Origin of the sequence: Ruegeria lacuscaerulensis, assembly GCF_013033355.1 — a bacterium.
GTDB classification, from domain to species: domain Bacteria; phylum Pseudomonadota; class Alphaproteobacteria; order Rhodobacterales; family Rhodobacteraceae; genus Ruegeria; species Ruegeria lacuscaerulensis_A.
In genome coordinates, this window is the sequence record NZ_WQDY01000005.1 from 226,672 (window position 1) to 253,477 (window position 26,806).

At 57.5% G+C, this 26,806-nt stretch carries 30 protein-coding genes; 16 read left to right on the forward strand and 14 right to left on the reverse strand.

Annotated features, from left to right (window positions below):
• Positions 1–480, reverse strand: a complete 480-nt coding sequence (locus GOW48_RS11640) for a peptidase associated/transthyretin-like domain-containing protein (protein WP_170753845.1) — start codon at positions 478–480, stop codon at positions 1–3.
• A gap of 149 nt (positions 481–629) precedes the next feature.
• Between GOW48_RS11640 and GOW48_RS11645 the strand changes: the two genes are divergently transcribed.
• From GOW48_RS11645 to GOW48_RS11655, 3 genes are all read left to right on the forward strand, one after another.
• Positions 630–1,472, forward strand: a complete 843-nt coding sequence (locus GOW48_RS11645) for a phytanoyl-CoA dioxygenase family protein (RefSeq protein ID WP_170753847.1) — start codon at positions 630–632, stop codon at positions 1,470–1,472.
• A gap of 120 nt (positions 1,473–1,592) precedes the next feature.
• A complete protein-coding gene (locus tag GOW48_RS11650; protein WP_170753849.1) occupies positions 1,593–2,555 on the forward strand; it encodes a pirin family protein in 963 nt (320 codons plus the stop codon).
• Between the two features lie 67 nt (positions 2,556–2,622).
• Positions 2,623–3,591, forward strand: coding sequence for a 2-dehydropantoate 2-reductase (locus GOW48_RS11655; protein ID WP_170753851.1), 969 nt, complete (start codon positions 2,623–2,625; stop codon positions 3,589–3,591).
• Positions 3,592–3,599: 8 nt separating this feature from the next.
• Here GOW48_RS11655 and GOW48_RS11660 read toward each other — a convergent pair whose 3' ends face one another.
• From GOW48_RS11660 to hrpB, 3 genes are all read right to left on the reverse strand, one after another.
• Entirely contained in the window at positions 3,600–5,078 is a 1,479-nt protein-coding gene (locus GOW48_RS11660) for an inorganic phosphate transporter (RefSeq protein WP_170753854.1), read from the reverse strand.
• A gap of 92 nt (positions 5,079–5,170) precedes the next feature.
• Positions 5,171–5,629: an NUDIX hydrolase gene (locus tag GOW48_RS11665; RefSeq protein WP_170753857.1), complete on the reverse strand. Its 459-nt coding sequence runs from the start codon at positions 5,627–5,629 to the stop codon at positions 5,171–5,173.
• A gap of 139 nt (positions 5,630–5,768) precedes the next feature.
• The gene (hrpB, locus tag GOW48_RS11670) at positions 5,769–8,201 is read right to left on the reverse strand and encodes an ATP-dependent helicase HrpB (RefSeq protein ID WP_170753859.1); all 2,433 of its coding nucleotides are present in this window, start codon (positions 8,199–8,201) and stop codon (positions 5,769–5,771) included.
• 153 nt (positions 8,202–8,354) lie between these two features.
• Between hrpB and meaB the strand changes: the two genes are divergently transcribed.
• The 5 genes from meaB to GOW48_RS11695 all read left to right on the forward strand — a co-directional run bounded on the left by meaB (position 8,355) and on the right by GOW48_RS11695 (position 12,332).
• Positions 8,355–9,344 carry a methylmalonyl Co-A mutase-associated GTPase MeaB gene (gene meaB, locus GOW48_RS11675; RefSeq protein WP_170753995.1) on the forward strand — a complete coding sequence of 330 codons (990 nt, stop codon included), beginning with the start codon at positions 8,355–8,357 and terminating at the stop codon, positions 9,342–9,344.
• Positions 9,345–9,452: 108 nt separating this feature from the next.
• Positions 9,453–10,604: a Hint domain-containing protein gene (locus GOW48_RS11680; RefSeq protein ID WP_170753862.1), complete on the forward strand. Its 1,152-nt coding sequence runs from the start codon at positions 9,453–9,455 to the stop codon at positions 10,602–10,604.
• A gap of 160 nt (positions 10,605–10,764) precedes the next feature.
• Complete coding sequence (gene rpmB / locus GOW48_RS11685; protein WP_008756960.1) at positions 10,765–11,052, forward strand: 50S ribosomal protein L28; 288 nt, start codon at positions 10,765–10,767, stop codon at positions 11,050–11,052.
• A 414-nt stretch (positions 11,053–11,466) separates the two neighbouring features.
• Positions 11,467–11,817: a hypothetical protein gene (locus GOW48_RS11690; protein ID WP_170355001.1), complete on the forward strand. Its 351-nt coding sequence runs from the start codon at positions 11,467–11,469 to the stop codon at positions 11,815–11,817.
• A 41-nt stretch (positions 11,818–11,858) separates the two neighbouring features.
• On the forward strand, positions 11,859–12,332 hold the full coding sequence (locus GOW48_RS11695) for a copper chaperone PCu(A)C (protein WP_170753864.1): 474 nt from the start codon (positions 11,859–11,861) through the stop codon (positions 12,330–12,332).
• An 80-nt stretch (positions 12,333–12,412) separates the two neighbouring features.
• On the opposite strand, the gene GOW48_RS11700 is transcribed toward GOW48_RS11695, so the two are convergent.
• Both GOW48_RS11700 and GOW48_RS11705 read right to left on the reverse strand, forming a co-directional pair.
• Positions 12,413–13,021 carry an HdeD family acid-resistance protein gene (locus GOW48_RS11700; RefSeq protein ID WP_170753866.1) on the reverse strand — a complete coding sequence of 203 codons (609 nt, stop codon included), beginning with the start codon at positions 13,019–13,021 and terminating at the stop codon, positions 12,413–12,415.
• A 60-nt stretch (positions 13,022–13,081) separates the two neighbouring features.
• Positions 13,082–13,777, reverse strand: coding sequence for an NAD-dependent deacylase (locus GOW48_RS11705; RefSeq protein WP_170753868.1), 696 nt, complete (start codon positions 13,775–13,777; stop codon positions 13,082–13,084).
• 28 nt (positions 13,778–13,805) lie between these two features.
• Between GOW48_RS11705 and GOW48_RS11710 the strand changes: the two genes are divergently transcribed.
• Positions 13,806–14,249 carry a low molecular weight protein-tyrosine-phosphatase gene (locus tag GOW48_RS11710; protein ID WP_170753870.1) on the forward strand — a complete coding sequence of 148 codons (444 nt, stop codon included), beginning with the start codon at positions 13,806–13,808 and terminating at the stop codon, positions 14,247–14,249.
• On the opposite strand, the gene GOW48_RS11715 is transcribed toward GOW48_RS11710, so the two are convergent.
• Both GOW48_RS11715 and GOW48_RS11720 read right to left on the reverse strand, forming a co-directional pair.
• Entirely contained in the window at positions 14,246–15,187 is a 942-nt protein-coding gene (locus GOW48_RS11715) for a LysR family transcriptional regulator (RefSeq protein ID WP_170355006.1), read from the reverse strand. The genes GOW48_RS11710 and GOW48_RS11715 overlap by 4 nt on opposite strands.
• 66 nt (positions 15,188–15,253) lie before the next feature.
• The gene (locus GOW48_RS11720) at positions 15,254–15,562 is read right to left on the reverse strand and encodes a hypothetical protein (protein ID WP_170753872.1); all 309 of its coding nucleotides are present in this window, start codon (positions 15,560–15,562) and stop codon (positions 15,254–15,256) included.
• Positions 15,563–15,671: 109 nt separating this feature from the next.
• Between GOW48_RS11720 and GOW48_RS11725 the strand changes: the two genes are divergently transcribed.
• Complete coding sequence (locus GOW48_RS11725) at positions 15,672–16,352, forward strand: RNA ligase family protein (RefSeq protein ID WP_331251796.1); 681 nt, start codon at positions 15,672–15,674, stop codon at positions 16,350–16,352.
• Between the two features lie 86 nt (positions 16,353–16,438).
• Complete coding sequence (gene lepA, locus GOW48_RS11730; protein ID WP_170753874.1) at positions 16,439–18,238, forward strand: translation elongation factor 4; 1,800 nt, start codon at positions 16,439–16,441, stop codon at positions 18,236–18,238.
• A 34-nt stretch (positions 18,239–18,272) separates the two neighbouring features.
• On the opposite strand, the gene GOW48_RS11735 is transcribed toward lepA, so the two are convergent.
• Positions 18,273–19,220 carry an aldo/keto reductase gene (locus GOW48_RS11735; RefSeq protein WP_170753876.1) on the reverse strand — a complete coding sequence of 316 codons (948 nt, stop codon included), beginning with the start codon at positions 19,218–19,220 and terminating at the stop codon, positions 18,273–18,275.
• 192 nt (positions 19,221–19,412) lie between these two features.
• Between GOW48_RS11735 and GOW48_RS11740 the strand changes: the two genes are divergently transcribed.
• Complete coding sequence (locus GOW48_RS11740) at positions 19,413–19,727, forward strand: hypothetical protein (protein WP_234899444.1); 315 nt, start codon at positions 19,413–19,415, stop codon at positions 19,725–19,727.
• Positions 19,728–19,843: 116 nt separating this feature from the next.
• A complete protein-coding gene (locus GOW48_RS11745; RefSeq protein WP_234899443.1) occupies positions 19,844–20,293 on the forward strand; it encodes a hypothetical protein in 450 nt (149 codons plus the stop codon).
• A 384-nt stretch (positions 20,294–20,677) separates the two neighbouring features.
• Here GOW48_RS11745 and GOW48_RS11750 read toward each other — a convergent pair whose 3' ends face one another.
• The 4 genes from GOW48_RS11750 to GOW48_RS11765 form a co-directional block, all read right to left on the reverse strand.
• Positions 20,678–20,815 (reverse strand): entericidin A/B family lipoprotein, encoded by a 138-nt coding sequence (locus tag GOW48_RS11750; RefSeq protein ID WP_209194128.1) that lies wholly within the window; start codon positions 20,813–20,815, stop codon positions 20,678–20,680.
• Between the two features lie 74 nt (positions 20,816–20,889).
• A complete protein-coding gene (locus GOW48_RS11755; protein WP_170753878.1) occupies positions 20,890–21,684 on the reverse strand; it encodes a metal ABC transporter permease in 795 nt (264 codons plus the stop codon).
• Positions 21,684–22,439 carry a metal ABC transporter ATP-binding protein gene (locus GOW48_RS11760; RefSeq protein ID WP_331251797.1) on the reverse strand — a complete coding sequence of 252 codons (756 nt, stop codon included), beginning with the start codon at positions 22,437–22,439 and terminating at the stop codon, positions 21,684–21,686. The genes GOW48_RS11755 and GOW48_RS11760 overlap by 1 nt, the downstream gene beginning before the upstream one ends.
• Positions 22,436–22,915, reverse strand: a complete 480-nt coding sequence (locus GOW48_RS11765; protein ID WP_170753880.1) for a Fur family transcriptional regulator — start codon at positions 22,913–22,915, stop codon at positions 22,436–22,438. Before GOW48_RS11765 ends, GOW48_RS11760 begins: the two co-directional genes overlap by 4 nt.
• A 92-nt stretch (positions 22,916–23,007) precedes the next feature.
• On the opposite strand from GOW48_RS11765, the gene GOW48_RS11770 reads away from it, so the two are divergent.
• Complete coding sequence (locus GOW48_RS11770) at positions 23,008–24,066, forward strand: zinc ABC transporter substrate-binding protein (RefSeq protein WP_170753883.1); 1,059 nt, start codon at positions 23,008–23,010, stop codon at positions 24,064–24,066.
• 15 nt (positions 24,067–24,081) lie between these two features.
• Here the strand turns inward: GOW48_RS11770 and GOW48_RS11775 are convergent, their stop codons facing one another.
• Positions 24,082–24,423, reverse strand: a complete 342-nt coding sequence (locus tag GOW48_RS11775; protein ID WP_170355015.1) for an ArsR/SmtB family transcription factor — start codon at positions 24,421–24,423, stop codon at positions 24,082–24,084.
• A 338-nt stretch (positions 24,424–24,761) separates the two neighbouring features.
• Between GOW48_RS11775 and GOW48_RS11780 the strand changes: the two genes are divergently transcribed.
• Both GOW48_RS11780 and clpX read left to right on the forward strand, forming a co-directional pair.
• Positions 24,762–25,394: an ATP-dependent Clp protease proteolytic subunit gene (locus tag GOW48_RS11780; RefSeq protein WP_170753885.1), complete on the forward strand. Its 633-nt coding sequence runs from the start codon at positions 24,762–24,764 to the stop codon at positions 25,392–25,394.
• A 135-nt stretch (positions 25,395–25,529) separates the two neighbouring features.
• Positions 25,530–26,795, forward strand: coding sequence for an ATP-dependent Clp protease ATP-binding subunit ClpX (gene clpX, locus GOW48_RS11785; RefSeq protein WP_170355017.1), 1,266 nt, complete (start codon positions 25,530–25,532; stop codon positions 26,793–26,795).
• Positions 26,796–26,806 lie beyond the last annotated feature (11 nt).

The window sequence follows — 26,806 nt, forward strand, 5'->3', positions numbered from 1 at the left end:
TCAGGCAGGTTGAAGTACGAAATGTGCGGCAAGTGTTTTGTCCCTCGCGCTGGACATCACCGGACGCAGGAACACCGTTTTGAATTCACCGCTGTCATAGGCAAGATGGCCATGCGGTTGGCCAAATGCAGGCACAATCTGCGGCATCTCCAGCCGAAACTCTCCGTTGGAATCTGTCAACGTGGCCCCGTGGCTTTGAGGGTCGCGTTCATGGCCTTCGGTTGTATGGGCCCAGATCTGGATGCGCTGACCGGGCAGTGGCGCGCCATCGCCGGCGCGGCGTACAGTTCCGGTCATCCAGAACCCGCCGCCTCCGATCCGTTCAACGATCGGCGCGCCCGCGCGATAGTTGTTGGATCCGCCCCTCATGGAGGGTGTTGCCGCCAAGCCCTTTGCCCGAGCAGGCACAAACAGACCCGAGGCTAACACGGCCCCTCCGCCCGCGATCAGAGAGCGACGGTTGAGTGATGAACGGGTCATGGAAACCTCCTGAAGCCTGCAACCATATAATAGATAGCACGCTTGCCATCCATTCCGAGGGGTGTTTGCGAATTGTGAATTCCTTTGACGGATGGCCAGTCGGCTGCAATCCTGACCTACAGGATGTTGTTGCCCATGAGGCCCGCCACATGACCCAAACAGATCGTATCACCCAAGACGAAATTGCCGCCTTTCAGCGCGATGGGGCAGTTGTTCTAAGATCCAAGTTCTCGACCAATTGGCTTGATCTTTTGCGCGCCGGGATCGATGCCGATCTGGCCAACCCGACCGACAATTTTGCCCGTCATACCAAAGACCTGCGTGCGCCCGCGTATTTCGAGGATTACTGGGCTTGGAACAAAATTCCTCAATTCCGGGATTTCGTCCATAACTCGCCCTGTGGGTCGCTTGCTGCACAGCTTTTGGACGCCGAAGCGATCAATCTGGTCATGGACAACTGGTTCCTGCGAGAGGCGGGATCCACCTCGCGCCCACCGTTTCATCAGGATTTGTCCTATTTCGATTTCGAAGGGACAATGTGCGTTTTGTGGCTGCCGCTTGAACCCGTCACCAAGGAAAACGGTATTGCCTTCGTCAAAGGCTCGCATTTATGGGACAAACTGTTCATGCGCGTTCGTTTTGCTGACGGCCACCCAAGTTATGAACCGACCGAAGTTGCCGGACGTACATATCATCCACCGCCCGACGTAAACGCGGACCCAGATGCTTTTGAACTGTTGCAATGGGATATGGCGCTTGGGGATTGTATCTTTTTTGACATGCGAACTCTGCATGGTGGGCTGTCCTCGGTCACACCAACCCAGACGGTTCGGCGGTTTACTTTGCGAATGACGGCACCGGACGGGGTGATCCGGTATCGTGGGGACTGGGCCAAAGGCGAACGCGCACAGTTCGAGGCCGCAGGATATCGCGAGGGTGATCGCATCGCGGGGCCGTTTTTTCCGCAGTTGTGGCCTCGTCAGGCTAGCTGATCTCATCAACTGGGGGTGGGGGCCAGCGCACTGATTGTGTGCGTATATGATGATATTATTGCCGATTAATGTGTTATACATTGCAAAAATGCACGAAATACAGATCGCAGGAGCATAGCAATGAGTTGGAATCCGACCCACAGCCCCGAATGCATGTCCGAAAACACCTCTCTTGAGACGTTGATCATTCCTCGCGCGCGTGATCTGGGCGGGTTCGAGGTGCGCCGGGCTTTGCCCTCAGTCGAGCGGCAGCTTGTGGGGCCGTTCATATTCTTCGATCAGATGGGCCCGGCCGAATTCATAACCGATGGCGGCATCGATGTGCGTCCGCACCCTCATATCGGGTTAGGCACTGTGACCTATCTGTATCGGGGCGAATTTGAACATCGCGACAGTCTGGGCACCCATCAGATGATCTATCCCGGTGAGGTCAACTGGATGGTGGCCGGGCGCGGTGTGACCCATTCCGAGCGGACAAGCGACCAGACTCGCGGTACACGGCACAGTCTGTTCGGCATCCAGACCTGGATCGCCTTGCCTGAACAACACGAGGATATGGCCCCGGATTTTGAACATCATAAGCAAGGCGCGCTGCCCCATATCCAGGATCACGGCGTGTCCGCTCGCTTGATTCTGGGGTCAGCCTATGGCGAGACCAGCCCTGTGACGATGCTGTCCGAAACGTTTTATCTGGATGTGCAGCTTGATCCGGGCGCGTCCTTTCCCCTGCCAGATGATCATGAGGACCGAGGGGTCTATGTCACCCAAGGCGCGGTCGAGATCGCAAATGATACATTTGATGCGGGCCGCATGATGGTGTTCCGCCCCGGCGACCGGTTGTCTGTGAAGGCCGGCCCGACCGGCGCGCGCCTGATGCTGCTGGGGGGCGCAACGATGAACGAGGATCGTTACATCTGGTGGAACTTCGTGTCGTCCTCGAAAGAAAAGATCGAGGTCGCGACACGGGAATGGAAAACGGCAGATTGGGCGAACGGGGCGTTCCACCTGCCGCCCGGCGATGATCAAGAGTACATTCCGATCTCGGCCGAGCTGGAACGCAGCCGCCCAAGGCTTGCTCGCTGACGACGCGTCAGGGGGCCTTGTCCACGACTTCGATCCCGGCGATCTTTACCGAAAGGGGAGGGTCGCCATGAAAATCGTGATCGCTGGCGCGGGCAGCATCGGGTGTTATTGCGGGGCTTTGCTGTCTCAGGGCGGCCACGATGTCACACTGCTTGGACGTGCGCGTATCTTTGCTCCGATCAAGGACCGAGGTCTGACGGTCACCGACTTCTCGGGTCTGCAGCAACATGTCTCGGACCTGACCCTGTCCGAAGTTCCAGCCTGCCTTGCAGATGCCGACGCCGTCATCGTTGCTGTCAAAACCCCGGCGACGGCCGAGATGGCTGAATTAATCGCGCGATACGCACCGTCGTCAGCGCCAATATTGTCGTGGCAGAATGGGATGGAAAACACCCGGACTTTGCGCGCGGCCCTGCCGGGGCGGGACGTGCGGGCCGGGATGGTTCCGTTCAATGTGGTCCCGACCGACCCCGGCAGTTTCCACCGGGCGACTTCGGGAGAGATTGTAATCGAGAGCGGTGCCGGCGCGCTGGGGCAAAAGCTGAGCAGTCCGAACCTGCCAGTTGTTGAAAGCGATCAGATCGAGGCGGTGCAATGGGGCAAGTTGCTGATCAACCTCAATAATGCGCTGAATGCCTTGTCGGGACTGACGTTGAAGGACCAGCTTTTGGATCGGGAATGGCGTAAGCTGATGGCCGATCAGATGGCCGAAGCCCATGCGGTTCTGAAATCAGCAGGTCTTTCCGTGGCCTCGACCACACCGCTTCCGGCTTGGATGACGCCTTTCATCCTGCGCCTGCCGACCCTGCTGTTTAGTCGAATAGCCGCCCGGATGTTGACGATTGATCCTTCGGCGCGCACATCCATGGCCTATGATCTGATGGACGGTAGGCCAACCGAGATTGACAGCCTGCAAGGCGAGATCCTTCGCCTCGCAGCTGTCCAGGGCCGGGCTGCGCCGATTTGCCAGAAGGTTCGCGACCTTATCGAAGGTCGACCCACCACTTCGATGACCCCGCGGCAAATCAGGGGTTGAGCATTGTTTTATTGAAAGGCCGTCAGTATCCAGAAGATCACGGCTGACATAGCAGCAGCAGCCGGAACCGTAACAACCCATGCCGCGATAATGGTCATGAAATGCGAACGCCGCACCAGTTTGCGCCGCTTATGCTCTTCCCGCGCCAAACGACGCTGGGGCGGTCGCTGCTGGTTCGAGGCTTTCCAGCGGCGATCTGAATGCCATTCACGATAAAAACCAACGCCGAACACGGCGCCAACAGCGATATGTGTCGAACTGACGGGCAGACCCAGCCAGCTTGCCACGATCACGGTAATCGCAGCCGACAGAGCCACGCAAAAGGCACGCATCGGGTTCAGTTTGGTGATTTGGCTGCCAACCATGCGGATCAGTTTGGGACCGAACAGGAACAAGCCGAAAGATATCCCGAAGGCCCCGATCACCATAACCCATGTCGGAATCGCAACTTTTGAGGCAAAGTCACCGAACTCGGCCGCGTGCACGATTGCAGCCAAGGGGCCGACTGCGTTGGCGACATCGTTGGCGCCGTGGGCGAAGCTCAGGAATGTAGCCGAGATGACCAGCGGCAAACCGAACAAGGACTTCAGTGATTTGGTCCGGTTTTCCAGTCCTTCGGATTTGCGGCGCACCCATGGAATAGTTGCCGACCACGCCAAAATTCCTGACAGCAGCCCAACCAGCAGTGCGATTTCCAGATCGACTTTCACGATCCGCTTCAGCCCTTTAACGGCCAAATATGTTGCGAATGCTCCGGCCATGACGCCGACCAGAATGGGAACCCATCGCCGTGCAGCAGCGATCTTGTCATCCTGATATTGAATTTTGGCCTTGATCAACCCAAGGAAACCCGCAGCAATCACCCCACCCAATACCGGAGAGATGACCCAGCTTGCCGCAATGGCGCTCATGGTTGCCCAGTTGACGGCGCTTAGACCGGCTGCGGCAATACCTGCGCCCATAACTCCACCCACGACCGAATGTGTGGTCGAAACCGGAGCGCCAACCCAAGTGGCAAGGTTAACCCACATCGCCGAAGATATCAGCGCAGCCATCATAGCCCAGATAAACACGTTGCTTGTCTGAACCGAGGCCGGGTCGATGATGCCTTTCGAAATCGTGGAAACCACGTCTCCTCCGGCGAGCAATGCTCCAGCGCTTTCGGCAATCGCTGCGATAACAATGGCGCCACCCATGGACAGCGCATTGGCGCCGACGGCTGGGCCCATGTTGTTGGCCACGTCATTGGCGCCGATGTTGATTGCCATGTATGCGCCGAACGCGGCTGCTGCGACTACGATTAGTCCACCATCTGCCTGGCCAAACAGAACTGCCGCCGACAAACCGGCAAGGGCAATAAAGGCCAGCGCAATCCCCGGTGCCAGCATGGGGCGTGCCACGTGGACATTCGCGGTTTCAACGCGTGAGATACGGTTCAGATCGCTGTCCAGCGTCTGCCATCGGGTTTTTGAGCTTTGGTCTGACATAGTGTTTCATACCGAAAATCGGATCGACGCATGCCGCTATCCGGTTTCCGGTTCAGGGACAACACCGTTGTAATCAATTTGTCGCTTAATTGTTACAATTGCCTCAGCAAGTCACGCAACTCGGGCTCGTGCACCCTCTTGGCTGCGGTCGTGGGCGATACCCACTCGCGTGTGCGCTGATCTTTTTCTGGGAAGTCTTCGGCTAGGTCCTGAACCTCGATGCGGAAAACCGTCGTCAGAACGGGTTGTGCCGAGCCATCCTTGAGGACTTTCTCATATGCAAATTGCCCGACGGGTTTTTCCTGAACGGTTCGCGCCCTTACCCCGGCTTCTTCCCAGGCTTCCTGTCTTGCGGTCTGTGCACCATTGAGCCCGTCAATCGGCCAACCTTTTGGTATGATCCAACGTCCGGTATCGCGGCTTGTAATCAGCAGAACCTGCACGCCCTCGTTTGTATTCCGAGTGCACAACGCGGCAAATTGCACCCTGCGCGGGCGCAGGATCAGAGGTCTTGCGACCTCTTCCCAGATATTGTGCAGCCATTTTGTCATGCTCTTACGCCCTGTGGTCAGGGCGCCTCCTCAGAGCAGCACATAACAACGAAATGGTATATGTTCAATGAAGGGGTGAAGGTTTGATAGGTGTTGGCGGTCTTTGTGCCCGGAAAATGATCAGACTGTCATCAGCGGATCAACGTCGGCGTTTTGCGCGCAGTGTCGGATCAGCTTGGGTTGGATCCTCTGGCCACGGGTGTTTTGGATACTGGGCGCGCATATCCTTGCGAACGTCTTCGTACGAGCCGGCCCAGAACCCCGGTAAGTCCCGTGTGATCTGGATTGGGCGCTGGGCAGGGGACAGCAGAGTGATCTTGAGGGGCTCGCCGCCCACCATCGGATGGCGGGTTACTCCGAACAGTTCTTGCAACCGGACCGAGATTTCGGGGGCCGCACCGCCGTAGTCAATCGGCACTTTCCGACCCAAAGGTGTTTCGAATGATCCGGGCGCGCGTCGGTCCAGCTCCTGTGTCTGGTTCCAATCCAACCGGGCGCGCAATGCAGGTAGCAGGTCGAACTTTTTCCAGTCGTCAGCCGATCGCACGCCGGAGAGCATCGGCAGCAACCAGTCCTCTAACGACGCGGCCAGCCCGGCAGGCGAGAAGTCGGGCAGGTCAACGCCCTCGGCCCTGACCAATTCGACCCGCGCGGCCAGACGCGCCGATGCGCCGTTCAACCGCAGACCCAGATCGCGCACTCCGTCCAGCATTGCCATAGCCAGTATGTCTTCGGGCACGTCTTTCCAAATGCGGTCGTCCAGAGTTATGGTACCCAGCCGCTCTTGCCGACGCGCAACAACGCGGCGGTCCCGTTTGGACCAGACGCAGCTATCAACCCAGTCGATCTGATCCGCGAACAGATCGCGAATTTCGCGCTCGGATATTTGCGCGGCCATGCGCACACGCGCCTCACGGGGGTTGCCGTCGGTGTCTGTGACAACCAGATAAGGGCTCGCTGCCAAAGTGTCGGCACTGTCCAACACCACACCTTTTCCGCCAGACAGAACATATCGCGGATCGTCACCCTTGCGACGCTGGCCGATACGGTCGGGGTAGGCCAGCGCAGCCATGGCTGCGGGGCTCAGATCAGATGGCTTTCCATTTCGGCGCAGCCGCTTGGCTTCGGCCTTTATGCGGTCAATTGCCCCCGAATTCACTTGCCAGATGCGATTGCGCTGAAAAGCGCGCAGATCGCGTAGTGCTTCTAGCCGCAGCAACATATCGGTCGGCGCGCCGCGCAGCGGGTCTCGTTCGGCCATCAGCGCGGCCAGAGAAGATGCGTCCGACCCGGCACGCTCTAGCATGTGGCCTAACCGGGGATGCAGGGGCAGGGCCGAAAGGGCGCGTCCGTGATCGGTGATCCGCCCCTTGCCGTCCAAAGCGCCCAACATGGTCAACAAGCTGCGGGCTTCGGCCATGGTGCCTTCGGGCGGAGGGGTCAGAAAAGCGAGGTCGTTTGATTCAGCCCCCCAAAGCGCAAGCTCCAGCGCCAGACCGGTTAGGTCGGCGGCTTCGATCTCGGCTGGGGGGTAGGCCGCGAGCGCGCCCTCTTCTCCTTTGGACCAAAGGCGATAGCAGACCCCTTCTGCCACGCGCCCCGCGCGGCCTGCGCGCTGGGTAGCCTCGGCACGTGTGACGCGTTCGGTGACCAACCTGGACATCCCCGAGCCCGGATCAAACCGCGCGCGTCGCGCCTGCCCCATATCGACCACAACACGAATATCTGGAATGGTCAGAGAGGTTTCGGCAATCGACGTGGCAAGAACGATCTTACGCCCCTCCTCAATCGGAGCTATGGCCTTGCGTTGTGCTGCAAAGGGCATTGCGCCGAACAGGGGGCGCAGCGTGCATCTGTTAGGCAAGCGTCCGGCCAAAGCGGCCTCGGCGCGGCGAATTTCACCTTCCCCGGGCAGGAACACAAGCATCCCACCTGCCGTTTCACGCTCGGCCTGAACCACCAGATCGACCAACGCATCCAACCGCCGTGCTTGCGGACCAAGCGGGCGGTCCAGCCAGCGTGTCTCGACCGGAAAACTGCGGCCCGCAGACGTCACTAGCGGAGCGCCCATCAAATGTCCGACCGGTTCAGCGTCCAATGTCGCGGACATTGCCAGCAGGATCAGATCGTCGCGCAGCGCGCCCATCACTTCGAGGCAAAGCGCCAGCCCTAGATCGGCATTCAAGGACCGTTCGTGGAATTCATCGAAGATCACCGCGCTGACGCCGGGCAGATCGGGTTCGGATTGCAGCATCCGGGTCAGAATGCCTTCGGTCACAACCTCGATCCGGGTGGATTTGGACACTTTTGCCTCGCCACGCACCCGGTAGCCGATAGTTTCCCCCACGCGCTCGCCCAGCGTTTCGGCCATGCGTTCCGCTGCGGCACGGGCAGCCAGCCGACGGGGTTCCAGCATCACGATCTTGTCAGCGCACAGCCCTGCCTCGAGCATTGCTAAAGGCACACGAGTCGTCTTGCCCGCGCCCGGGGGCGCTTGCAGCACGGCGCGCCCCGAAGCTCGTAGGGCGTCCAGCAGATCGGGGATGGCGTCTTCAATGGGCAGGCGAGTCATGCGGGCTTTATCCGCCAAGCATCGGGCCGCGTCCAGTTCTGTGGTTTGCGGGTGACGACCTGCTTACATCCAGACGGATTCCGGCGCAGTCCGGTCTGGACAAATCGGCTTCAGCGACGGCAAGTAGTCGTGCCGCAAAAGATCGGGGTTAAAATGGAAATAGACAGCCTGAGTGACAGGATTTTAAACGGGGATCGGCGCGCGCTGGCCCGTGCAATAACCTTGGTAGAAAGCGGCCGCGCCGACCACCGAGCGCAGGCCAGCGAATTGCTGGCGCGTCTCGCAGGCGCGGGGAGACAGGCATTGCGGATTGGGCTGTCAGGTACGCCGGGCGTCGGTAAATCCACGTTCATCGAAAGCTTTGGCATGATGCTGATCAGTCAGGGATTGCGCGTGGCGGTTCTGGCCGTCGATCCCAGTTCGACCCGTTCTGGGGGCTCGATTTTGGGCGACAAGACCCGGATGGAGCGCCTAAGCCGGGAACCTGCCGCCTTTATCCGACCTTCCCCCAGCCAAAGCCATTTGGGCGGTGTTGCGCGTCGAACGCGCGAAGCCATCGCCCTGTGCGAGGCAGCTGGGTTTGACGTGGTTTTGATTGAAACGGTTGGAGTAGGGCAGTCGGAAACCGTGGTGTCCGAGATGTCAGACCTGTTTCTTTTGCTGCTGGCCCCTGCAGGTGGGGACGAGCTGCAAGGGGTCAAGCGCGGTATTATGGAGATGGCCGACATTATTCTTGTCAACAAGGCGGATGGAGATCTCAAGGCAACGGCCACACGGACCTGTGCCGACTATGCAGGAGCGCTGCGTTTGCTGAGAAAGCGCCCGCAAGACCCTGAAGGATTCCCCAAGGCCATGACGGTCTCTGCGGTTGAAGAGCATGGGCTTGAGCAATCCTGGGACGAAATGCGCTCTTTAACAAATTGGCGCAAGGAAAGCGGTTATTGGTCCACGAACAGAGCGGAGCAGGCGCAGTTCTGGTTTGAACAGGAAGTGCGCAATGCGCTCTTGTCGCGGCTTGCGACCCCACAGGCCCGCGCCGAGATGGAACGGCTGGGCAACGCGGTTCGAGAAGAGGGACTAAGCCCGTCAGTGGCGGCAGAAACACTGTTATCGAACCTGATGCCAGGCCAGGGATACTCCTGAAGACAAGAATTGCGTGATGTGAACCGAGTTTCCCGTACTGCGTGCGGGGGGCTGTCGAGTGCGCGTAAAGATGGTATTGTGATCGTATAAATCGCAGGACCTGAGACTATGCCTCGTATCAATGGGACCAACAGTGGCGATGATATTGACGTCACAAACGACAGCGGGACGCTGAACGGCACTCCCCAAGGGTCTCCTATTGATAACATTCGCGGTCGAGGCGGCGATGACGATATCACGGTCACGGACAGCACGATTTCCGACAACGTGGTTGGGAATACGGGTAACGACAACATCGTCATTTCCAATAGTACTGTGATTGGACGAGTCTCGGGCGGTGCAAATTCCGATACGATAACAGTCAGCGGGTCTGATGTCGGCTCTATCAGGCTTGGGGCGGGTAATGACACGCTCAATTTCAGCAGTACGACCGTCAACGATGACGTCGTCGGCGGAAGCGGTACAGACACGCTGAACCTACCGGAAGGCACGGTCGTTAACGACGCCACATTCGGTACGTTCACGGTTGAGGCCGGGGTTGCCTATTCGGTGTCCAGTGGCACGTTCACGCTGCCGTCGGGCGCAACCGTCACATACAGTGCTTTCGAAAACGGGTCGGGCGTGCCGTGCTTTACTCGAGACACCAAGATTTTGACGACCAAAGGTGACCGTTGCATCCAGACGCTGAAGGTTGGGGACGAAGTTCTGACGCTGGGACAAGGCGTGCAAGCGCTGCGATGGATTGGGCGACGCAGCATTTTCAAGGCAGATTTACAGGCCAACCCTCGTCTGCGACCAGTTCGTATATCAGCAGGGGCGCTTGGTGATGGCCTGCCGCACGAAGACCTTTTGGTATCGCGACAGCATCGAATGCTAGTGCGGTCCTGGATCGCGCAGCGAATGTTTGGTGCGCCTGAAGTTCTTGTTGCCGCGATCAGACTTGTTGATACGCCCGGCATTTTCGTTGACGAGAACGTGGATGAGGTGGAGTATTTCCACCTGCTGTTTGATGCGCATCAGGTTGTTTTTGCCGGAGGAGCGCCGACTGAAAGCCTTTTCACCGGTGTTGAGGCGTTGCGGGCGTTGGACCCCAATGCGCGGCGTGAGATTTTCGAGATTTTCCCAGACTTGGCCAAGGGTCTTCCCACGCGAGAAACCGCCAGATTGATACCTGAGGCACGGCAGCAAGCCCGGTTGTTGGAACGCCATCTTAAAAACGGTAAACCGCTTTTGTGGTCGCAATCGGGACCTGCTGGCTGAACAAACAAAGTTGGCGTAAAGAATCCGCGCGATCCGTCTTGACCCTTCCGTCGATTCCCACTACACGCATCCAACCAGTTTTCGGGCGCGACTTCGGGTTGCGCCCCTTGTGATTTGGCCGAGGTGTTATGCCGGGCCTCCAGAAACAAAGGAAGAAACCATGTCGCGCCGTTGCGAACTGACCGGAAAAGGCCCGATGACTGGCAACAATGTCAGCCACGCCAAAAACAGAACTCGTCGTCGTTTCCTGCCGAACCTGAACGACGTTACCCTGCAGTCGGAAACCCTGGGTCGTGGCGTAAAGCTGCGCATCTCGGCGGCTGCTCTGCGCTCGGTCGACCACCGCGGTGGTCTGGACGCGTTCCTGGCCAAAGCCAAGGACGACGAACTGTCGGCTAACGCGCTGAAAGTGAAAAAGGAAATCGCCAAGGCGCAAGCCTCGGCCTAAGCCTTTTTCACATGTAAAATATTCGGCCCTGTACCCATGATGGCGCAGGGCCTTTTCTATTGCATCAAAGCCAAAAAGCGCGATTTGGTGACAATCCGTGGATATGGAGTGATTTTGTTCACATACCTCCGCTCTGAATGACGTTATGTTTAAGCATATTCATCCGACGGAGATCATTCTCATGTCTTTCAAATCTCTCGAATCTTTCTCCCTGTTGGCCGCTTTTTTCGGCAAAACCTTTGGGACATGTTTTCGGATGCAACGTCAGGTGAACAGGTTGCATACAAGCCTGACCAAAGGGTCTGTCAAGCGTACCGAACGGGACGGTTGATACTTTCCTCCTGACCCACGGGCTTCAAGCGTATTCGATTGCGCTTGAAGCCCTCTTAACGTCCGGCCTATATCAAAGGCGAAATGAAAGCTGTTCTGCATAAGACGTTGCCTTTTGTATTGTCGCTGCTTGTCTTGCTCACCGGGCAAGGAGTAGCCGCGTCTAGGGGCATGGAAACTGCCGTTGGGCAGATGGTCTTGTGTACCGGAGACGGCCCTGTGGTCGTCTATACGGATGCGGATGGACAACCCACGCAGCCTCCGCATTTCTGTCCGGACTATGCGATGACGTTGCTTGGGGCGGTCCTTGATGTTTCGTCCCGCGTGCCCGAAGCGCCAAAGCCCGATCAGGTTCAACCCGCACGGACACGCCGCAACCTGATTGCGGCACCAATTCCACATCACCCTGCGCGGGCTCCTCCTGTCGTGTTCTGACAATCAACTTATTCTCAGACACTTAAAGCAGGAGAAGCCAGATGCGCTTTTCATTCAAACTATTGGCCACTCTGGCCGCCGCCACCATTGCAACCGCCGCAGTGGCACAGGATTCGATTGCCGTCGAAGATGCTTATGCGCGTTCGTCCGGCAAGACTGCCAAAGCCGGTGCGGCGTTCATGATGATCGAAAACACCGGTGACGCAGATGACCGGTTGATCGCCGTTGAATCTGAGGCTGCGGCGCGGGTTGAACTGCACACGCATGAGGTTGATGCCAACGGCGTTGCCAAGATGATCCATGTCGAGCAAGGGTTCGTGATCCCGGCGGGTGAAGCTCGTGCGCTGAAACGCGGAGGGGACCACGTCATGTTCATGGGGCTGACGGCGCCTTTCGAAGAAGGATCCACTGTCCCCGTCACTTTGATCTTCGAAAAGGCAGGCGAGGTCGAGGTCGACATTCCGGTTGATCTGAAGCGTCACGACGCTGGTGGGCACGGGTCGCATTCGCACTGAAGCTACGCGCGTCTTCGCGCCGCTTTGCGGCGGTCATCCACGCGTCAGGCCGGGCTGAGCCCGGCCTGTTTGCGTCGAGTCTAGCGGTTGACGACGCGCATCGAAACGCGGTCGCGGGCGGATTTGAAACGCAATGCGAGGAAGATCATGACCCCCGAGAAGGCCAGCGCCGAGAACGCAATGGCCCAGCCCAGTGCCACCATTCCGCTGCCTGGCCAGAACATCAGAACCAGCCCAATCAGCAACGCGACGATCCCTGAATTGCGGAAGGTTGCCGAATCTGGATGCTGATCCGGTATTTGTCGCCACGCTGCCAGCGAACCGACGCCAACAATCAGGGCCCATGCACCCAAAAGGAAGAAGGTCAGTCGCGCCACGCCCTCGGGCCAGATCAGAAGGACCAGCCCAATAAGCAAAGCGCCTATTCCGAATCCTCCGATCAGGCCGCGTCGACCGAACCCAAACAGGGTGACGCCGCCGTCAAGCACCAGTAGCAGACCGACTAGACGCAACAGAAGCGAAATGCTGCCCGTCGGCCAGAACAACGCTGCAACCCCCAACACACCGGCGAGAATGCCGCGCAACAAAAAAGTCCACCACAGATTGGCCAGCTGCTCTCCCATCGCTTCGCGACCGTCCAGGCTGTGGCTATCAAGGATTTCTTCGTGCGGCGTATGAGGGTCGGTCATGTGGGCCTCCGGTTGTGGTCGCGGGTTCAGTATACAATAAATCTCTTTTGTATCTGACATCTATTGTTGCCCCAGCAGGTCGTCGACCCAGCGTGGGACTGTTTCCGACGCCGGGCCGAGGATGACCGTTTCAAAGCTGGACGCGCCATCCGAGGGTTCAAGGTTTAATTCGACGGTCCGTGCACCAGCATTGGCAGCCTCGTGCACGAAAGCGGCGGCCGGATAGACCTGCCCAGAAGTTCCGATCGAAGCAAAGATCGCAGCCTCGGAAAGGTGATCGTAGATGGTTTCCATGTGATAAGGCATCTCTCCGAACCAAACTACGTCGGGTCTGGCAGACGGTGCGGCACATGCGGGACAGGATTCACCCACGGACATCTCCGGGGGGGCAACCCAGCGGTGGTCGCACGCGGCGCAAAGCGCCCCTGCAAGGGTTCCGTGCATATGAAGAACGTTTTTGGCCCCGCCGGCTTCGTGCAGGCTATCTACGTTTTGGGTCACGATCACAACATCACCGGGCCAGTTGCGTTGCAACCGGGTCAGCGCTTGATGGGCCGGATTAGGTTGCGCGTTCGCCGCCTGAATGCGGCGGGCATTGTAGAACCCCTGTACCAAAGCCGGGTCACGCGCAAACCCTTCGGGTGTAGCGACATCTTCTATCCGATGCTGAGACCAAAGCCTGCCTTCGTCCCGAAATGTGCCCAACCCGCTTTCGGCCGAGATTCCTGCTCCGGTCAGGATGACAATCTTTTCCATTCCTACCTCACACGTTACACCTTGGTGCATGAGCCACCGTATCCTGTTTGTCTGTTTGGGCAATATCTGCCGTTCACCCGCTGCCGAGGGCGTGTTTCGCGCCCGTGCACCACATTATGCGACTGATAGCGCCGGGACCTCGAGCTGGCATGTCGGCGACCCGCCCTATGGGCCGATGCAGAAGGCAGCAATGGCACGGGGGGTAGCACTGGGCGATTTGCGCGCCCGGAAATTTGTGGCCGAGGATTTCAACCGGTTTGATTTGATCCTTGGTATGGATGCCGACAACATCGCCAATATCGAGGATCTGCGCCCCGAGGGCAGCGACACTCCGGTCCGCTTGCTGACCGATTTTGCCCTAGAAACCTGCGCGGACCATGTGCCCGACCCCTATTACACCCGTGATTTTGACGGAGCTTTGGACTTGATCGAGGCCGCTGTGGAAGGCCTCGCCGCTCATCTGCGTGGTTAGGCCATCACCTTAAGCCGACCGTCCAGCCAAGGCAGTTGCGTCAAGGCTGGGTCCACGATCTGGCTGCGCATCAGTCGGCGCATCATATCGGCCACCTCTTGCGGAACCTGATCGGACCAGTCGGTGCGGGTGAACAGCGAGATCATTCGAGAAAAGTCCCCAAACGGGGCAGGGTGCGCCTCAAGCCCGTCGTGGAACCGGGCGGCGCGCATGAACCCTAAGGGCGTGGTGATGGCCCAGCCAAGGCCGCGCGCGACCATCGCCATCAACGCAAGGTGCGAACCGATCTCGAACCGTTCCTCGAACTCTAGTTTCTGGCGGGCCAGATGTGCCTCGATCTGGCGACTGATAAGCTGTTCACGGGCATAACGCAGAAAGGGTAGGGTCTGCACTGCATCCTGCGCTCCTTTAGGGGTCACCAGAATGAACGGGTCCTGCACCAGCGGGTATTCAGCAACGCCTTCAAGCACTTCACCCGAATGGGCTGATACGGCCATGTGCAGGCGCTGTGCCTCGAGATCGGCGAACAGATCAAGACTGGGCAGGGTGATCAGTTTGAATTTCGAACGCGTCAGGCTGTCGGCCAGCAATGTCGCCAGTCTGGGTGTCAGGTCATTGTCGAAATCGTCGATCAGCCCGATGGACAAGGTAGTCAGATGACCCAGATCCATCACGGTCAATTCGCTCTGGGCCATTTGCAATTCGGCCAAAACCGTCTCAGCGCGGGTCAGAAAGCTGCGCCCGGCCTGCGTCAGCCGCATTGGGCGGCGTCCGTGGTCGACCAGTTCGGTGCCCAACGCGTTTTCCAGATTGCGTAATTGCTGGCTTACCGATGGCTGGCTGAGCCCGGTGATCTCGGCCGCCTGCGCCACCGAACCGGTGCGCGCCAAGGCCTCGAACACTTCAAGGCCCCGCAAAGTCAGCCCTTTCATCACCATCGCACACCCCTTTTGCTGCGCCTTTTCTGGGGCGCAGGACGGGTCAGGTCAAGGATGCTGAGGTATTTAGCTACAGATCGCCTGCGCCATCTGGCCAAAATTCTGATATCGATCCCATAGCGCATCATCCCGCGCGGTGCGTGACATTTTCAGCTCCTGCGCCTGATGGGGGTCAGCGAACCATTTCGAGACGGTCTTTTGGTCGCTGCGCGTCAGCGCCTGATCGGCCACGCGTTGAATGCAACTGCACCGATCCCGCGTCGCAGCCGAACGGTCCGACGCCAGACACGCCCGCTTGATTTGCGCGGCCTCAACCGCCAACGGAGAACTTGCCACGGACGCAGCACAGAATGCTATTAAGAGGAACTTTTTCATGCTCGAGCCTCGTTTTTGCCTGCCCGGAGGGATCTTGTGCCCCTCTCGGCCTTAAGCGGAGTATGAATCAAACTGGTTTAGGGATCAATCGGGGGGTGCGAAAATGTGATTGGGCAGTGGAGCAAAGTCGCATTTGCTTAGGCAAACCAACGAATTTGAAAACAAAATGCTTAAGAAATACGGCGGCGCATTCCATTTGCCACAATCCCCTGGGGCTACCAGCGATGACAAAATCATGCGCAGTGTCGACGGGCTGGTTGCCGCCGATGAGGTGGTCTTCACCGAGAAAATGGACGGTGAGAATTCGACTATTCACAACCAGGGCTGCCAACCACGCAGCCTTGATGCCCGATACCATCCGTCGCGCGATTGGATGAAAGCTTTTGCGGCTGGCATCTCACCTCAACTGGCCGAGAATGAGCGTATTGTTGGCGAGCATCTCTTTGCACGCCACTCTATCGTATATCGCGCTTTACCATCCTGTTTTCTGGGTTTTGTATGGATCAAACAAGAGGAGGTTCAGGCCTGGGACGCGACTCTCTTTCGCTTTGCCGAACTTGGGATCGCGCCGGTACCAGAACTGCATCGCGGGCCGTTTTCGGATCAAGTTGTTAGCACTGTTCTTTCCAACCTCGATCTCGATAGGCAAGAGGGTTTCGTGGTTCGTGATATGGCTGCATTTTCGGAACAGGATATGCCAACCCGCCTGGCCAAGTATGTGCGCGAAGATCATGTGCAAAGCGACACGCATTGGATGAATGCTGAACTGATCAAAAACGAGCTTGCATGACATCCGACAAGCCGCGCGAACAAAGGCGTTCGCATGGGGCTGTCCCACCTTGACCAGCGACTGTTTTCGAACCATATCCCGTCGCTATGACAGACCTCGCTCATATCCGCAATTTCTCCATCGTCGCGCATATCGACCATGGCAAATCCACCCTTGCTGACCGGCTCATCCAAGAGACCGGAACGGTCAAGGATCGCGACATGAAGGAACAGCTGCTCGACAGCATGGATATCGAGCGTGAACGCGGCATCACAATCAAGGCCAACACGGTCCGCATCGACTATACCGCCGACAATGGCGAGGCATATGTGCTGAACCTGATCGACACCCCCGGCCACGTGGATTTCGCCTATGAGGTCAGCCGGTCGATGCGCGCGGTCGAGGGCTCTCTGCTGGTCGTGGACTCGACCCAGGGGGTCGAGGCGCAGACGCTGGCAAATGTATACCAAGCCATCGACGCTGATCATGAGATCGTGCCGGTGCTGAACAAGATCGACCTGCCCGCGTCCGACTGTGACCGTGTGGCAGAACAGATTGAGGATGTGATCGGCATCGACGCGACCGACGCCATTCAGGTTTCGGCCAAAACGGGGCAGGGTATCCACGAGACGCTGGAAGCCATCGTGCAGCAACTGCCCGCGCCGCAGGGCAACCTCGACGCGCCGCTCAAGGCGATGCTGGTGGATTCGTGGTATGACGCCTATCTCGGCGTGATCGTTCTGGTCCGCATCATGGACGGCACGCTGAAAAAGGGGATGCGGGTCAAGTTCATGTCGAACGGCACTCTGCATCACGTCGACCGAGTCGGTGTCTTCCGGCCCGAGATGGAGATGGTCGATAGCCTCGGCCCCGGTGAGATCGGTTTCCTGACGGCCTCGATCAAGCAGGTCCGCGACACGCGCGTGGGCGACACGATCACCAATGACCGCAACGGCACCGAGGACGCGCTGGACGGCTTCAAACCCGCGCAGCCGGTGGTGTTTTGTGGCCTCTTCCCCGTCGACAGTTCCGAATTCGAAGACCTGCGGGATGCGATCGACAAACTGGCGCTGAACGACGCTTCGTTCTCGTTCGAAATGGAAACCTCGGCGGCACTTGGTTTTGGTTTCCGCTGCGGCTTCCTAGGGCTGTTGCACCTTGAGGTCATCCGCGACCGCATCGAACGCGAATATGATATCGAGCTCATCACCACTGCGCCCTCTGTGATCTATCACGTCTACATGAAAGACGGCGAGATGATCGAGCTGCACAACCCCGCCGATATGCCTGACCCGTCCAAAGTGGATCATATCGAGGAACCGCGCATCAAGGCGACCATTCTGGTGCCCGATGAATACCTCGGCGACGTGTTGAAACTGTGTCAGGACAGGCGTGGCATCCAGATGGACCTGACCTATGCGGGCAGCCGCGCCATGGTCGTCTATGACCTGCCGCTGAACGAGGTCGTTTTTGACTTCTACGACCGCCTGAAATCGGTGACCAAGGGCTATGCCTCGTTCGACTACCAGATGACCGGTTATACCGAGGATAATCTGGTCAAGATGTCGGTTCTGGTGAATGACGAACCGGTCGACGCGCTGTCAACCATGGTTCACCGCGACCGGGCCGAGATGCGGGGCCGCGCGATGTGCGAAAAGCTCAAGGACCTGATCCCGCGCCACATGTTCAAAATCCCGATCCAGGCGGCGATCGGAGGCAAAGTCATCGCGCGCGAGACCCTCTCGGCCCTGCGCAAGGACGTGACCGCGAAATGCTACGGAGGCGACGCCACGCGGAAACGCAAACTGCTGGACAAGCAGAAGGCGGGGAAAAAGAAGATGCGTCAGTTCGGCAAGGTGGATATCCCCCAGGAGGCGTTTATTTCGGCGCTGAAGATGGACAGCTGAGGCTGTCCATTTCTTCCTCTTGGTTTGTCCAAGTTTACGCGGATTCTGGATCGGCGTCCGATTGTCCGAGGTCGGTGAGTTCAGTCCAGACCGCCTCAGGTATGTCCCAATCGGCCCACTCAAGCGTTTGGTTTACATGCTGGGGCCACGTCACCCCGCAAACTGTTGAAGCAATGTTTGCATCTCGAAGCGAGAATTGTAGCGCCAGCGCGCCCATTGGAACATCGTATCGGGCGCAGATATCTTCGACCGCGCGCACAGGCGCGAGCATTTCTTCTGTTGCTGGCCGGTAAACGTAAAAGTGGTGAACCGCGCTACCTCTTGCCAGAATTCCTCCCGCGTAGGGTGCTGCATTTAAGACGGTGACACCCTTGGAAACGGCTTGTTCGATTAGGGGCGAAGCATTCACGTTTACAAGTGTGTGCCGGTTATGCGTCATCACAACATCGAAGTCCCAGTCGCGCAGCATAGGCGACAAGACGTCCAGCCGTCCGCCGGCCAAACCAACGGCAGTTGCAAGGCCTTCCTCTTTGATTTTGAACAATTCGTCCAGCGCACCTCCGCTGCGCGTGATCTCTGACATATCACCAGCGTATTCCGGGTCGTGGAGGTGAAGGATGTCGACGCTGTCTACGCCGAGTGCCTTCAGGCTTTGTTCTAAAGACCGCCTCGCTTGGGTAGCGTCGAACACGCTCGTCTCCATGTCGCGGTCGATTTTCGTGGACAATACACAGCCTTCTGGCAAACCACCGAGTTCACGAATTACGCTCCCAATGCGGTCTTCACTTCGGCCCATAGCATAGCCGCGGGCGGTATCGATAAACCCGTCGGGGCGGGTAAGTATTGTGCGCAAGGTTTCTCGCGCCCTATTCTCATCAACTTCGTAACCATAGATTTGCGGAATGCTACCTATTCCTGTTGACCCAAAACCAATTCGAGGAATTCGCACCCCGGTTAGACCGATTTCGTGAAACGTCGTCATGGCTCCCCCTCTTCTGAAATTCGAATCAGAATATATGAATATTCGACGGGATTCTTATGCACTTCAAGCTGGAGGGCTGAGTAAAATCACTCGAAAGCCAAACAGGATATCCAAATATGTGATCCTCCTCACAGCCCAACTTTTTGAAACTTGTTAGTGTTGACCTAGCGGCAACTTCGGCAGGAGGCCCCTATGTCCATGGTCCCCATAATCGCCCTCGGATCGGCAGGTCTCTATTCCATTGCCATGATCTCGATGAAGTTCTGGTGGAAAATCCCCGGCCTCGGCCTTAGCCTGTTGATCGTGGCAACCCTGCTGGCCGCCGCAACGCTGGAGCTTGCCGCGCTGCGCGAGGAGCGGTTGGGCATCATCTATACCGGCATTCTGGGGGCCGAGGTTGTGCTGATCGCCATTGCCTCGTTCTTCTTGTTCGGTGAAGACTTCTCGATGCGGGAAGGGATCGGGATTGCCTTGGTTGTCGCCGGAACCGCCTTGGCGTGGGCCTGATTAACCGCAATCTGAACCCTTCATGAAGCTTCCTTCACAAATGTTGTAACGCGTCTGCACCCTCCCAATCTGTTCAGCAGGCCAGCACCGGCCTGGACAAAACGGAGGAAGAGACAATGACCAGATTTATGACTGCCGGAGCAGCCGCTCTGGCCACGAGCCTTACTCTTGCAACAACAGCCATGGCCGACACGCCCGACCTGCGCGGCACGTGGGTGGGCAGCTATACTGCCGTCGGCCCGAACCGGACAACGACCGGCGATGTGCCCCGGTTCAACAACGCCGAGTGGGTGCTGGATATCCAGAAGCAGCAGGACAATGTGTTCTGGGGGCCCAGCAAGTGGCGGTCAAGTGCCGCTCAGGACTGGCGAATGCTGGATGCCACCGGGACCATCAGCCTGGACGACCCGACCCGGATCAGCATCGTCGAAAGCTCGGCCAATCCCGAGATCGGTGTGAATGCGCTGATTGATGCTCGGTATGAGGACGGCAAGATTTATGCGGATTTCCGTAGCCTGCGTCGCGGAACGACCTACAGCACCGTTCTGGAACGTCAGGTGAACTGAAGCGTTTCCGGTCCGGTTGGGCTGTAGGGGGTACCGGCTGTAGTTAATCTGCAGCGCTTAGTGGGTAATTCCGGCCGGGTCGGAGCGCTTCTCAAATTGGTCTCCACAGGGAGGAGACGGGTCGGGCGGTGGCTGGATCGCTCGCGATAAGGGCAGGATGGCCCGATGTCGGAATGTGTTCCCGGCATCGGTTTCCTAACCCGTGCGGACCTTCAGCGCAGCCTCGTGTGGCGAAACGAAGCCGCTGTCCGACCCAACTTGTTGAAAATCCTGAAAATGGTGCGGCTGCGCGTTCGCCAGATTTTTGGTTGCCCCGGTGATCGCGTCACCGAGTGTAGAGAATGCGCTGCTGTATCACCGGCTTCAGGTCACAAGCCGCAGTCGTTAAATAGCCTGCTGTACGTCACTTGCAGTGTTGCTAATCGCGTCGCCAGCTTTGCCGATGTCTTTCCCGACACCTTTTGCCGTTTCACACGCTGTCAAAGTCAATAGGGCGGCCCCAATTAGTAGAGTGCGGATCATCGTTTGCTCCATAGGTTTTGTTCTCTGAGCGTCGTAGCAGTTTTTCCCGTATGTAACCAGCGGTTTGGGCGGTTTCAGTTTCGGTAAAGGTAGGGGCCGCTGACCCCGGTTACCAGAAACACCAGGGCCGCGGCGCAGACAATGCTGGGACCGGCGGGCGTATCGGCCATATAAGCCCCCGCCAACCCACCCAACGCCGCCAAAGAGCCAAGGATCGCGGCGCAGACAGCCATGGCTTCGGGGGTTCGGACCAAAGATCGCGCAGCCGCTGCAGGGATGACCAGAAGCGCCGCAATCAGCAGAATACCCACGACTTTGATCGCCACGGCCACAGCCAGGGCCATAGCCAATGTCAGCCAAAGTTCCTCGCGTTTGGGATCAATACCAGACGCATAGGCCAAGTCTGGATTAAGTGTGGAAACCAGCAGGGCAGACCATCTCTGAACCATCACGGCCAGAATAAGAGCGCCACCGACCCAGATCGTCACCAAGTCTGTTTTTGCCACGGCCAAAATGTCGCCGAATAGAAAGGCATCCAGGTCAAGCCGGACGTCCGACAGAAGTGCGACGCTCACCAGTCCGGCCGCCAGTGCGGTGTGGGCGATGACTCCTAACAGAGTATCCATCGCGAAGCCTTTTCCCCTCAGCAGCGTTACGGTTAGTCCCATTGTAAGGGCCGCAACGATGATCGCGGGCAAAATTGGCAGGGAAAATGCGAGGGCCAGAGCAATTCCCAACACAGAAGCGTGCGCGGTTGCTTCACCCAAGTAAGCCATGCGGCGCCAAACCACGAAACATCCAAGCGGAGCGGCTGCGATGGCTACTCCGACACCAGCGAGGGCCGCGCGTACCATAAAGTCATCCAGCATCAGTCTGCCTTTTCCTGCGAGAGTGTCGAGCCGTGATCATGGTCGTGTGAATGACTATGTTGGTGTTGGTAAAGCGCCATTGTTCCCTTCGTCCCACTTCCGAACAAGGCGCGGTATTCCGGTGCGTCTGCGACCGAGCGCGGAGAGCCCTCGCAGCAGATATGCCCGTTCAGACACAACACACGGTCTGAGGCCGCCATAACGACATGCAAGTCGTGGCTGACCATTACGATCGCGCATCCCAGATCGTGTCTAACCTGCTCGATACGTTGATAAAACGCGGCGGCACCCGGCTGGTCTAGCCCCTGGGTTGCCTCGTCCAGAAGAAGCAATTGCGGCTTCTCCAGCAACGCGCGCGCCAAAAGGACACGCTGAAACTGGCCGCCGGACAGCTTGGTCATCTGACGGTTTCGCAAGTCAGGTACACCCGCATGGTCCAACGCGGTTATGGCGTCACGTGCGGAAACGCGGCGGGGCAGGCTGAGGAACCGTTGAACCGTCATGGGCAAAGCCGCGTCCAGTGCCAGCTTTTGCGGAACATAACCAATCCGCAGGTTTTTGGCCTGTTTGACAGTCCCATGTGCGGGCAAAGCCGCCCCGATCATCGCGCGTAGTAACGTGGACTTACCTGATCCGTTTGGCCCGACAATCGTTACGATCTCACCTTCCGAGACAGTTGCGTTCACATGTTCAAGGATAGTTCTGCCGTCCGCGCGGATCGACAGGTCTTTCAGCGTAATCAGAGTTCTTTTCACGCCTGCAATCCTATGCATTCGGGGCACAGACCCTCGGCTTCGACAACGACGCGTTCGATCTGGAAGCCCGAAGTGTTCGCGGCAGCGCCCAGCCTGCCCTGAGTCAGTTCAGTTTCTGTTTCCGCGACGGCCTTGCACGCCCGGCATATCAGGAAGGCCGGTACATGGTCGTGTGTCGGATGCGCGCAGGCAGCATATGCATTAAGTTGTTCGATACGGTGGACAAACCCGTTTTGAACCAGAAAATCCAGGGCTCGATACGCGACAGGCGGTTGCGACCCCATCCCTTCGGTGGATAACACTGCAAGAATTTCATAGGCTCCCATGGCCTTATGTTTTTCAAGCAGGATCTCTAGGACGCGCCGCCTGACAGGCGTAAAGTGCAAGCGTTTCGCTTTGCATTTGGCCTCGGCTTGCGCAAGGGCAGTCTGAACGCAATGCGTGTGATCATGTTGCCTGAAACCGACTGTACTCATTAGGGGCTCCGTCATTTTGTGGCTTGATATGTTATAACGTGGGGCATATCAAGCGACCAGTAAATGTAATAACATATCATTCAGGAGGCATTATGCTGCGTTCCACGGTATGCGTTCTTGGCGCTGTTATGACTAGTCAGGTTGTTGCGGAACCGCCCAAGGTAGTTGCTGATATTGCGCCGATTCATTCGCTTGTTGCGCGCGTTATGGATGGTGTCGCGGAGCCCGTACTGATCGTGCCGCCTGGGGCGTCGCCTCACAGCCACGCGATGCGCCCGTCCGAGGCGCGCGCGTTGCAATCTGCTGACATTGTCTTTTGGGTTGGTGAGGAATTGACGCCTTGGATGGACAAGCCGCTGAGCACTTTGTCGGCAGGGTCAAAAAAGATTTCTTTGCTGGAGGTTGACGGTACGATCCTGCATGAATACCGCGATGTTGTTGAAGAGAGTGGTCATGACGACCACACGGATCACGACGACCATGCTGGTCACAAGGACCACGAAGACCATGGTCATGAGGACCACGCGGATCATGATGACCATGGTCATGAGGACCACGCGGATCATGATGACTATGCTGGTCACAAGGACCACGACGACCATGGTCATGATGATCATGCTCATGACCACGACGGAACAGACCCACATGCGTGGCTTGATCCGGAGAATGCGCGGACATGGGCTTTTGCGATTGCCAATATTCTTGCCGAGGTCGACATCGAAAATGCGCAGGCATACCAAGACAATGCCAAAGCGTTCGACAATGAATTGACTCTGCTTGGCGACCAGATCAACGCAGATTTGGCCGACATGAAGGCGCATCGTTTCATCACGTTCCACGACGCCTATCAGTATTTCGAAAAGCGTTTTGGGTTGGAAACATCAGGCTCTGTCAGCTTGGGGGACGCGGCCAACCCCGGTCCCGCGCGCTTGGCAACGCTTCGGGAAAAAGTTTCAGAAGATCAAATAGACTGCGCTTTTGCCGAGCCTCAATACGACACCCGGCTGGTAGAGACCGCGATTGAGGGGTCAGGCGCCACGATCCTTGATCTGGACCCTGTCGGAATCGCTGTTGATCCAGGTCCGAAGCTCTATCCCACGTTGTTGCAGGCTATGGCACAGAGCTTTTTGGTTTGCGCAAACGGGTCGTGATTTTAACAGTTCGGCTCATGCTGTCTGTTCCTCACAAAACAATTCATAGACCACTTCGAGCATGCGTTTGGGGCGGTCATCAGCAAGGCGGTAATAGATCGCCTTGCCCTCGCGGCGCGGCATAACAAGCCCTTCAAGGCGAAGTCGTGACAACTGTTGCGACACAGCAGCCTGACGCGCTGACAGCAACTCTTCTAGCTCTGTCACAGATTTTTCGCCGGATATAAGATGACACAGGATCATCAGCCGTCCTTCGTGGCTGATCGCCTTCAGAAAATTCGAAGCCCGCGTCGCGCTTCCTGCAATGAGCTCGATGTTATCGTTTGGTATGTCCTGCTTAACCTGCGCCAGTGCCATTATCTTGTCCTTTATGCCCAGTCGGGCGATGGTCTACGTAAAATCCGGACTCGGTTACTCGAGCCGCTTAAGTGCACATACTGACCAAATCTGTCCATATGCATGAATCAAAATGACGTGATGGGAAAGAGAGCATCCGCAGACAAAAGAAGCCCCTAGTTGAAAACGGGCAGTGGCGGTGTCGCGCCACGCAGAAACAACTGCCGATGGCCGACAAAAAGCAATGTGTTGATCAGAAGTCTCCAGCCCCCCTTGCAGCCCCTCTATGGCAACACTAAGACTCAGGTAACGTTTCTTCGGGTAAAGTCCCGATCCATAGCAAAGCAGGCAGGTTCCTAATGTTTGATCCCGTTGATACCTACATGAATACGCTCGTCCCCATGGTCGTTGAGCAGACCAGCCGGGGTGAGCGCGCCTATGATATTTTCTCGCGCCTGTTGAAAGAGCGGATCATTTTTATCAATGGCCCGATCCATGACGGAATGAGCCATCTGGTGGTGGCTCAGTTGCTGCATCTTGAGGCCGAGAATCCTAACAAAGAAATCTCAATCTACATCAATTCGCCTGGCGGTGTCGTGACAAGCGGTTTGTCGATTTACGACACAATGCAGTATATTAAACCTAAGTGTTCGACATTGGTGATCGGTCAGGCGGCCTCGATGGGGTCGGTTCTGTTGGCCGGGGGCGAGAAAGGAATGCGCTTTTCGCTGCCCAACAGCCGTATCATGGTGCACCAGCCCAGCGGCGGATATCAGGGGCAGGCGAGCGATATCATGATCCACGCCGCCGAGACGCAAAAGCTGAAAGATCGACTGTATGACATCTATGTGCGTCATACAGGGCAGACAAAAAAGGCTGTTGAGAAAGCACTGGATCGCGACAACTTCATGAGCCCGGAAGAAGCAAAAGACTGGGGTCATATCGACGAAATCGTCGAAAACCGTGCGAAAATGGACGGCGAAGAGAGCTGAGAATAAGTCCTCGCGTCACGTGCGCGAGGTACATTTTTGAGATTGTAGCCGCCTCAGTGGTGGCCTAAGCTGCAGCAACATGCGGCAAGCGCGGCCCCGGGCGGGGCCGCAGGGACGAAGCCCGAAAGGTAGAACATGGCGACGAATTCAGGCGGTGACGGCAAAAACACGCTCTACTGTAGCTTCTGCGGCAAGAGCCAGCATGAGGTGCGCAAGCTGATTGCCGGACCCACAGTGTTTATCTGTGACGAATGCGTCGAACTGTGCATGGACATCATCCGCGAAGAGACAAAGGCCAGCGGCCTGAAATCCAGCGACGGAGTGCCGACACCCAAGGATATCTGCGAAGTGCTGGACGATTACGTGATCGGTCAGGCCACGGCCAAGCGGGTCCTGTCGGTGGCCGTGCACAACCACTACAAGCGTCTGAACCACGCGCAGAAGGCGGGCAGCGATATTGAGCTTGCCAAGTCCAACATCCTTCTGATTGGCCCCACGGGGTGCGGCAAGACGCTGCTGGCCCAAACTCTGGCGCGAATTCTGGATGTGCCGTTCACCATGGCGGATGCGACGACTCTGACCGAAGCGGGATACGTGGGTGAGGACGTCGAAAACATCATTCTGAAACTGCTGCAGGCGTCCGAATACAATGTCGAACGTGCGCAGCGCGGCATCGTCTATATCGACGAGGTCGACAAGATTACGCGCAAATCTGAAAACCCGTCGATCACGCGCGACGTATCGGGTGAGGGTGTACAGCAGGCGCTGCTGAAACTGATGGAAGGCACCGTGGCCAGCGTTCCGCCGCAGGGCGGGCGTAAGCATCCGCAGCAGGAGTTCCTGCAGGTGGACACGACCAACATCCTGTTTATATGCGGCGGTGCATTTGCCGGTCTGGACAGGATCATTGCACAGCGTGGCAAGGGCTCGGCCATGGGTTTCGGGGCAGACGTGCGTGACAATGATGAGCGTGGCGTCGGTGAGATTTTCAAGGATCTGGAACCTGAGGATCTGTTGAAATTTGGCCTGATCCCTGAATTTGTTGGACGTCTGCCGGTTCTGGCAACGCTTGAGGATCTGGACGAGGATGCTCTGGTCACGATCCTGACCAAGCCCAAGAACGCGCTGGTCAAGCAATATCAGCGCCTGTTTGAACTGGAAGATGCCGAGCTGGCCTTTACCGATGATGCGCTCAAGGCGATTGCCAAGAAAGCCATCGAACGGAAAACCGGGGCACGTGGTTTGCGTTCGATTCTGGAAGACATCCTGCTGGATACGATGTTCGAGCTTCCGGGTCTGAAAAACGTGACCGAAGTTGTGGTCAACGAAGAGGCCGTGACATCTGAATCGCAGCCTCTAATCATTTATGCGGATGCGGCCGAATCTGCTTCGGCGGGTTAAGACCTTACATA

Coding starts and splice junctions, on each gene's coding strand:
- GOW48_RS11650 (WP_170753849.1), top strand. CDS start 1,593: ATGAGTTGGAATCCGACCCACAGCCCCGAATGCATGTCCGAAAACACC.
- GOW48_RS11755 (WP_170753878.1), bottom strand. CDS start 21,684: ATGCTGGATGACTTTATGGTACGCGCGGCCCTCGCTGGTGTCGGAGTA.
- GOW48_RS11715 (WP_170355006.1), bottom strand. CDS start 15,187: ATGGTGATGAAAGGGCTGACTTTGCGGGGCCTTGAAGTGTTCGAGGCC.
- GOW48_RS11660 (WP_170753854.1), bottom strand. CDS start 5,078: ATGTCAGACCAAAGCTCAAAAACCCGATGGCAGACGCTGGACAGCGAT.
- GOW48_RS11655 (WP_170753851.1), top strand. CDS start 2,623: ATGAAAATCGTGATCGCTGGCGCGGGCAGCATCGGGTGTTATTGCGGG.
- GOW48_RS11640 (WP_170753845.1), bottom strand. CDS start 480: ATGACCCGTTCATCACTCAACCGTCGCTCTCTGATCGCGGGCGGAGGG.
- GOW48_RS11680 (WP_170753862.1), top strand. CDS start 9,453: ATGCCTCGTATCAATGGGACCAACAGTGGCGATGATATTGACGTCACA.
- GOW48_RS11645 (WP_170753847.1), top strand. CDS start 630: ATGACCCAAACAGATCGTATCACCCAAGACGAAATTGCCGCCTTTCAG.
- clpX (WP_170355017.1), top strand. CDS start 25,530: ATGGCGACGAATTCAGGCGGTGACGGCAAAAACACGCTCTACTGTAGC.
- lepA (WP_170753874.1), top strand. CDS start 16,439: ATGACAGACCTCGCTCATATCCGCAATTTCTCCATCGTCGCGCATATC.
- GOW48_RS11765 (WP_170753880.1), bottom strand. CDS start 22,915: ATGAGTACAGTCGGTTTCAGGCAACATGATCACACGCATTGCGTTCAG.
- GOW48_RS11750 (WP_209194128.1), bottom strand. CDS start 20,815: ATGATCCGCACTCTACTAATTGGGGCCGCCCTATTGACTTTGACAGCG.
- GOW48_RS11745 (WP_234899443.1), top strand. CDS start 19,844: ATGACCAGATTTATGACTGCCGGAGCAGCCGCTCTGGCCACGAGCCTT.
- GOW48_RS11705 (WP_170753868.1), bottom strand. CDS start 13,777: ATGGAAAAGATTGTCATCCTGACCGGAGCAGGAATCTCGGCCGAAAGC.
- GOW48_RS11735 (WP_170753876.1), bottom strand. CDS start 19,220: ATGACGACGTTTCACGAAATCGGTCTAACCGGGGTGCGAATTCCTCGA.
- GOW48_RS11695 (WP_170753864.1), top strand. CDS start 11,859: ATGCGCTTTTCATTCAAACTATTGGCCACTCTGGCCGCCGCCACCATT.
- GOW48_RS11700 (WP_170753866.1), bottom strand. CDS start 13,021: ATGACCGACCCTCATACGCCGCACGAAGAAATCCTTGATAGCCACAGC.
- hrpB (WP_170753859.1), bottom strand. CDS start 8,201: ATGACTCGCCTGCCCATTGAAGACGCCATCCCCGATCTGCTGGACGCC.
- GOW48_RS11710 (WP_170753870.1), top strand. CDS start 13,806: ATGAGCCACCGTATCCTGTTTGTCTGTTTGGGCAATATCTGCCGTTCA.
- GOW48_RS11770 (WP_170753883.1), top strand. CDS start 23,008: ATGCTGCGTTCCACGGTATGCGTTCTTGGCGCTGTTATGACTAGTCAG.
- GOW48_RS11720 (WP_170753872.1), bottom strand. CDS start 15,562: ATGAAAAAGTTCCTCTTAATAGCATTCTGTGCTGCGTCCGTGGCAAGT.
- GOW48_RS11740 (WP_234899444.1), top strand. CDS start 19,413: ATGTCCATGGTCCCCATAATCGCCCTCGGATCGGCAGGTCTCTATTCC.
- meaB (WP_170753995.1), top strand. CDS start 8,355: ATGGAAATAGACAGCCTGAGTGACAGGATTTTAAACGGGGATCGGCGC.
- GOW48_RS11690 (WP_170355001.1), top strand. CDS start 11,467: ATGAAAGCTGTTCTGCATAAGACGTTGCCTTTTGTATTGTCGCTGCTT.
- rpmB (WP_008756960.1), top strand. CDS start 10,765: ATGTCGCGCCGTTGCGAACTGACCGGAAAAGGCCCGATGACTGGCAAC.
- GOW48_RS11780 (WP_170753885.1), top strand. CDS start 24,762: ATGTTTGATCCCGTTGATACCTACATGAATACGCTCGTCCCCATGGTC.
- GOW48_RS11775 (WP_170355015.1), bottom strand. CDS start 24,423: ATGGCACTGGCGCAGGTTAAGCAGGACATACCAAACGATAACATCGAG.
- GOW48_RS11665 (WP_170753857.1), bottom strand. CDS start 5,629: ATGACAAAATGGCTGCACAATATCTGGGAAGAGGTCGCAAGACCTCTG.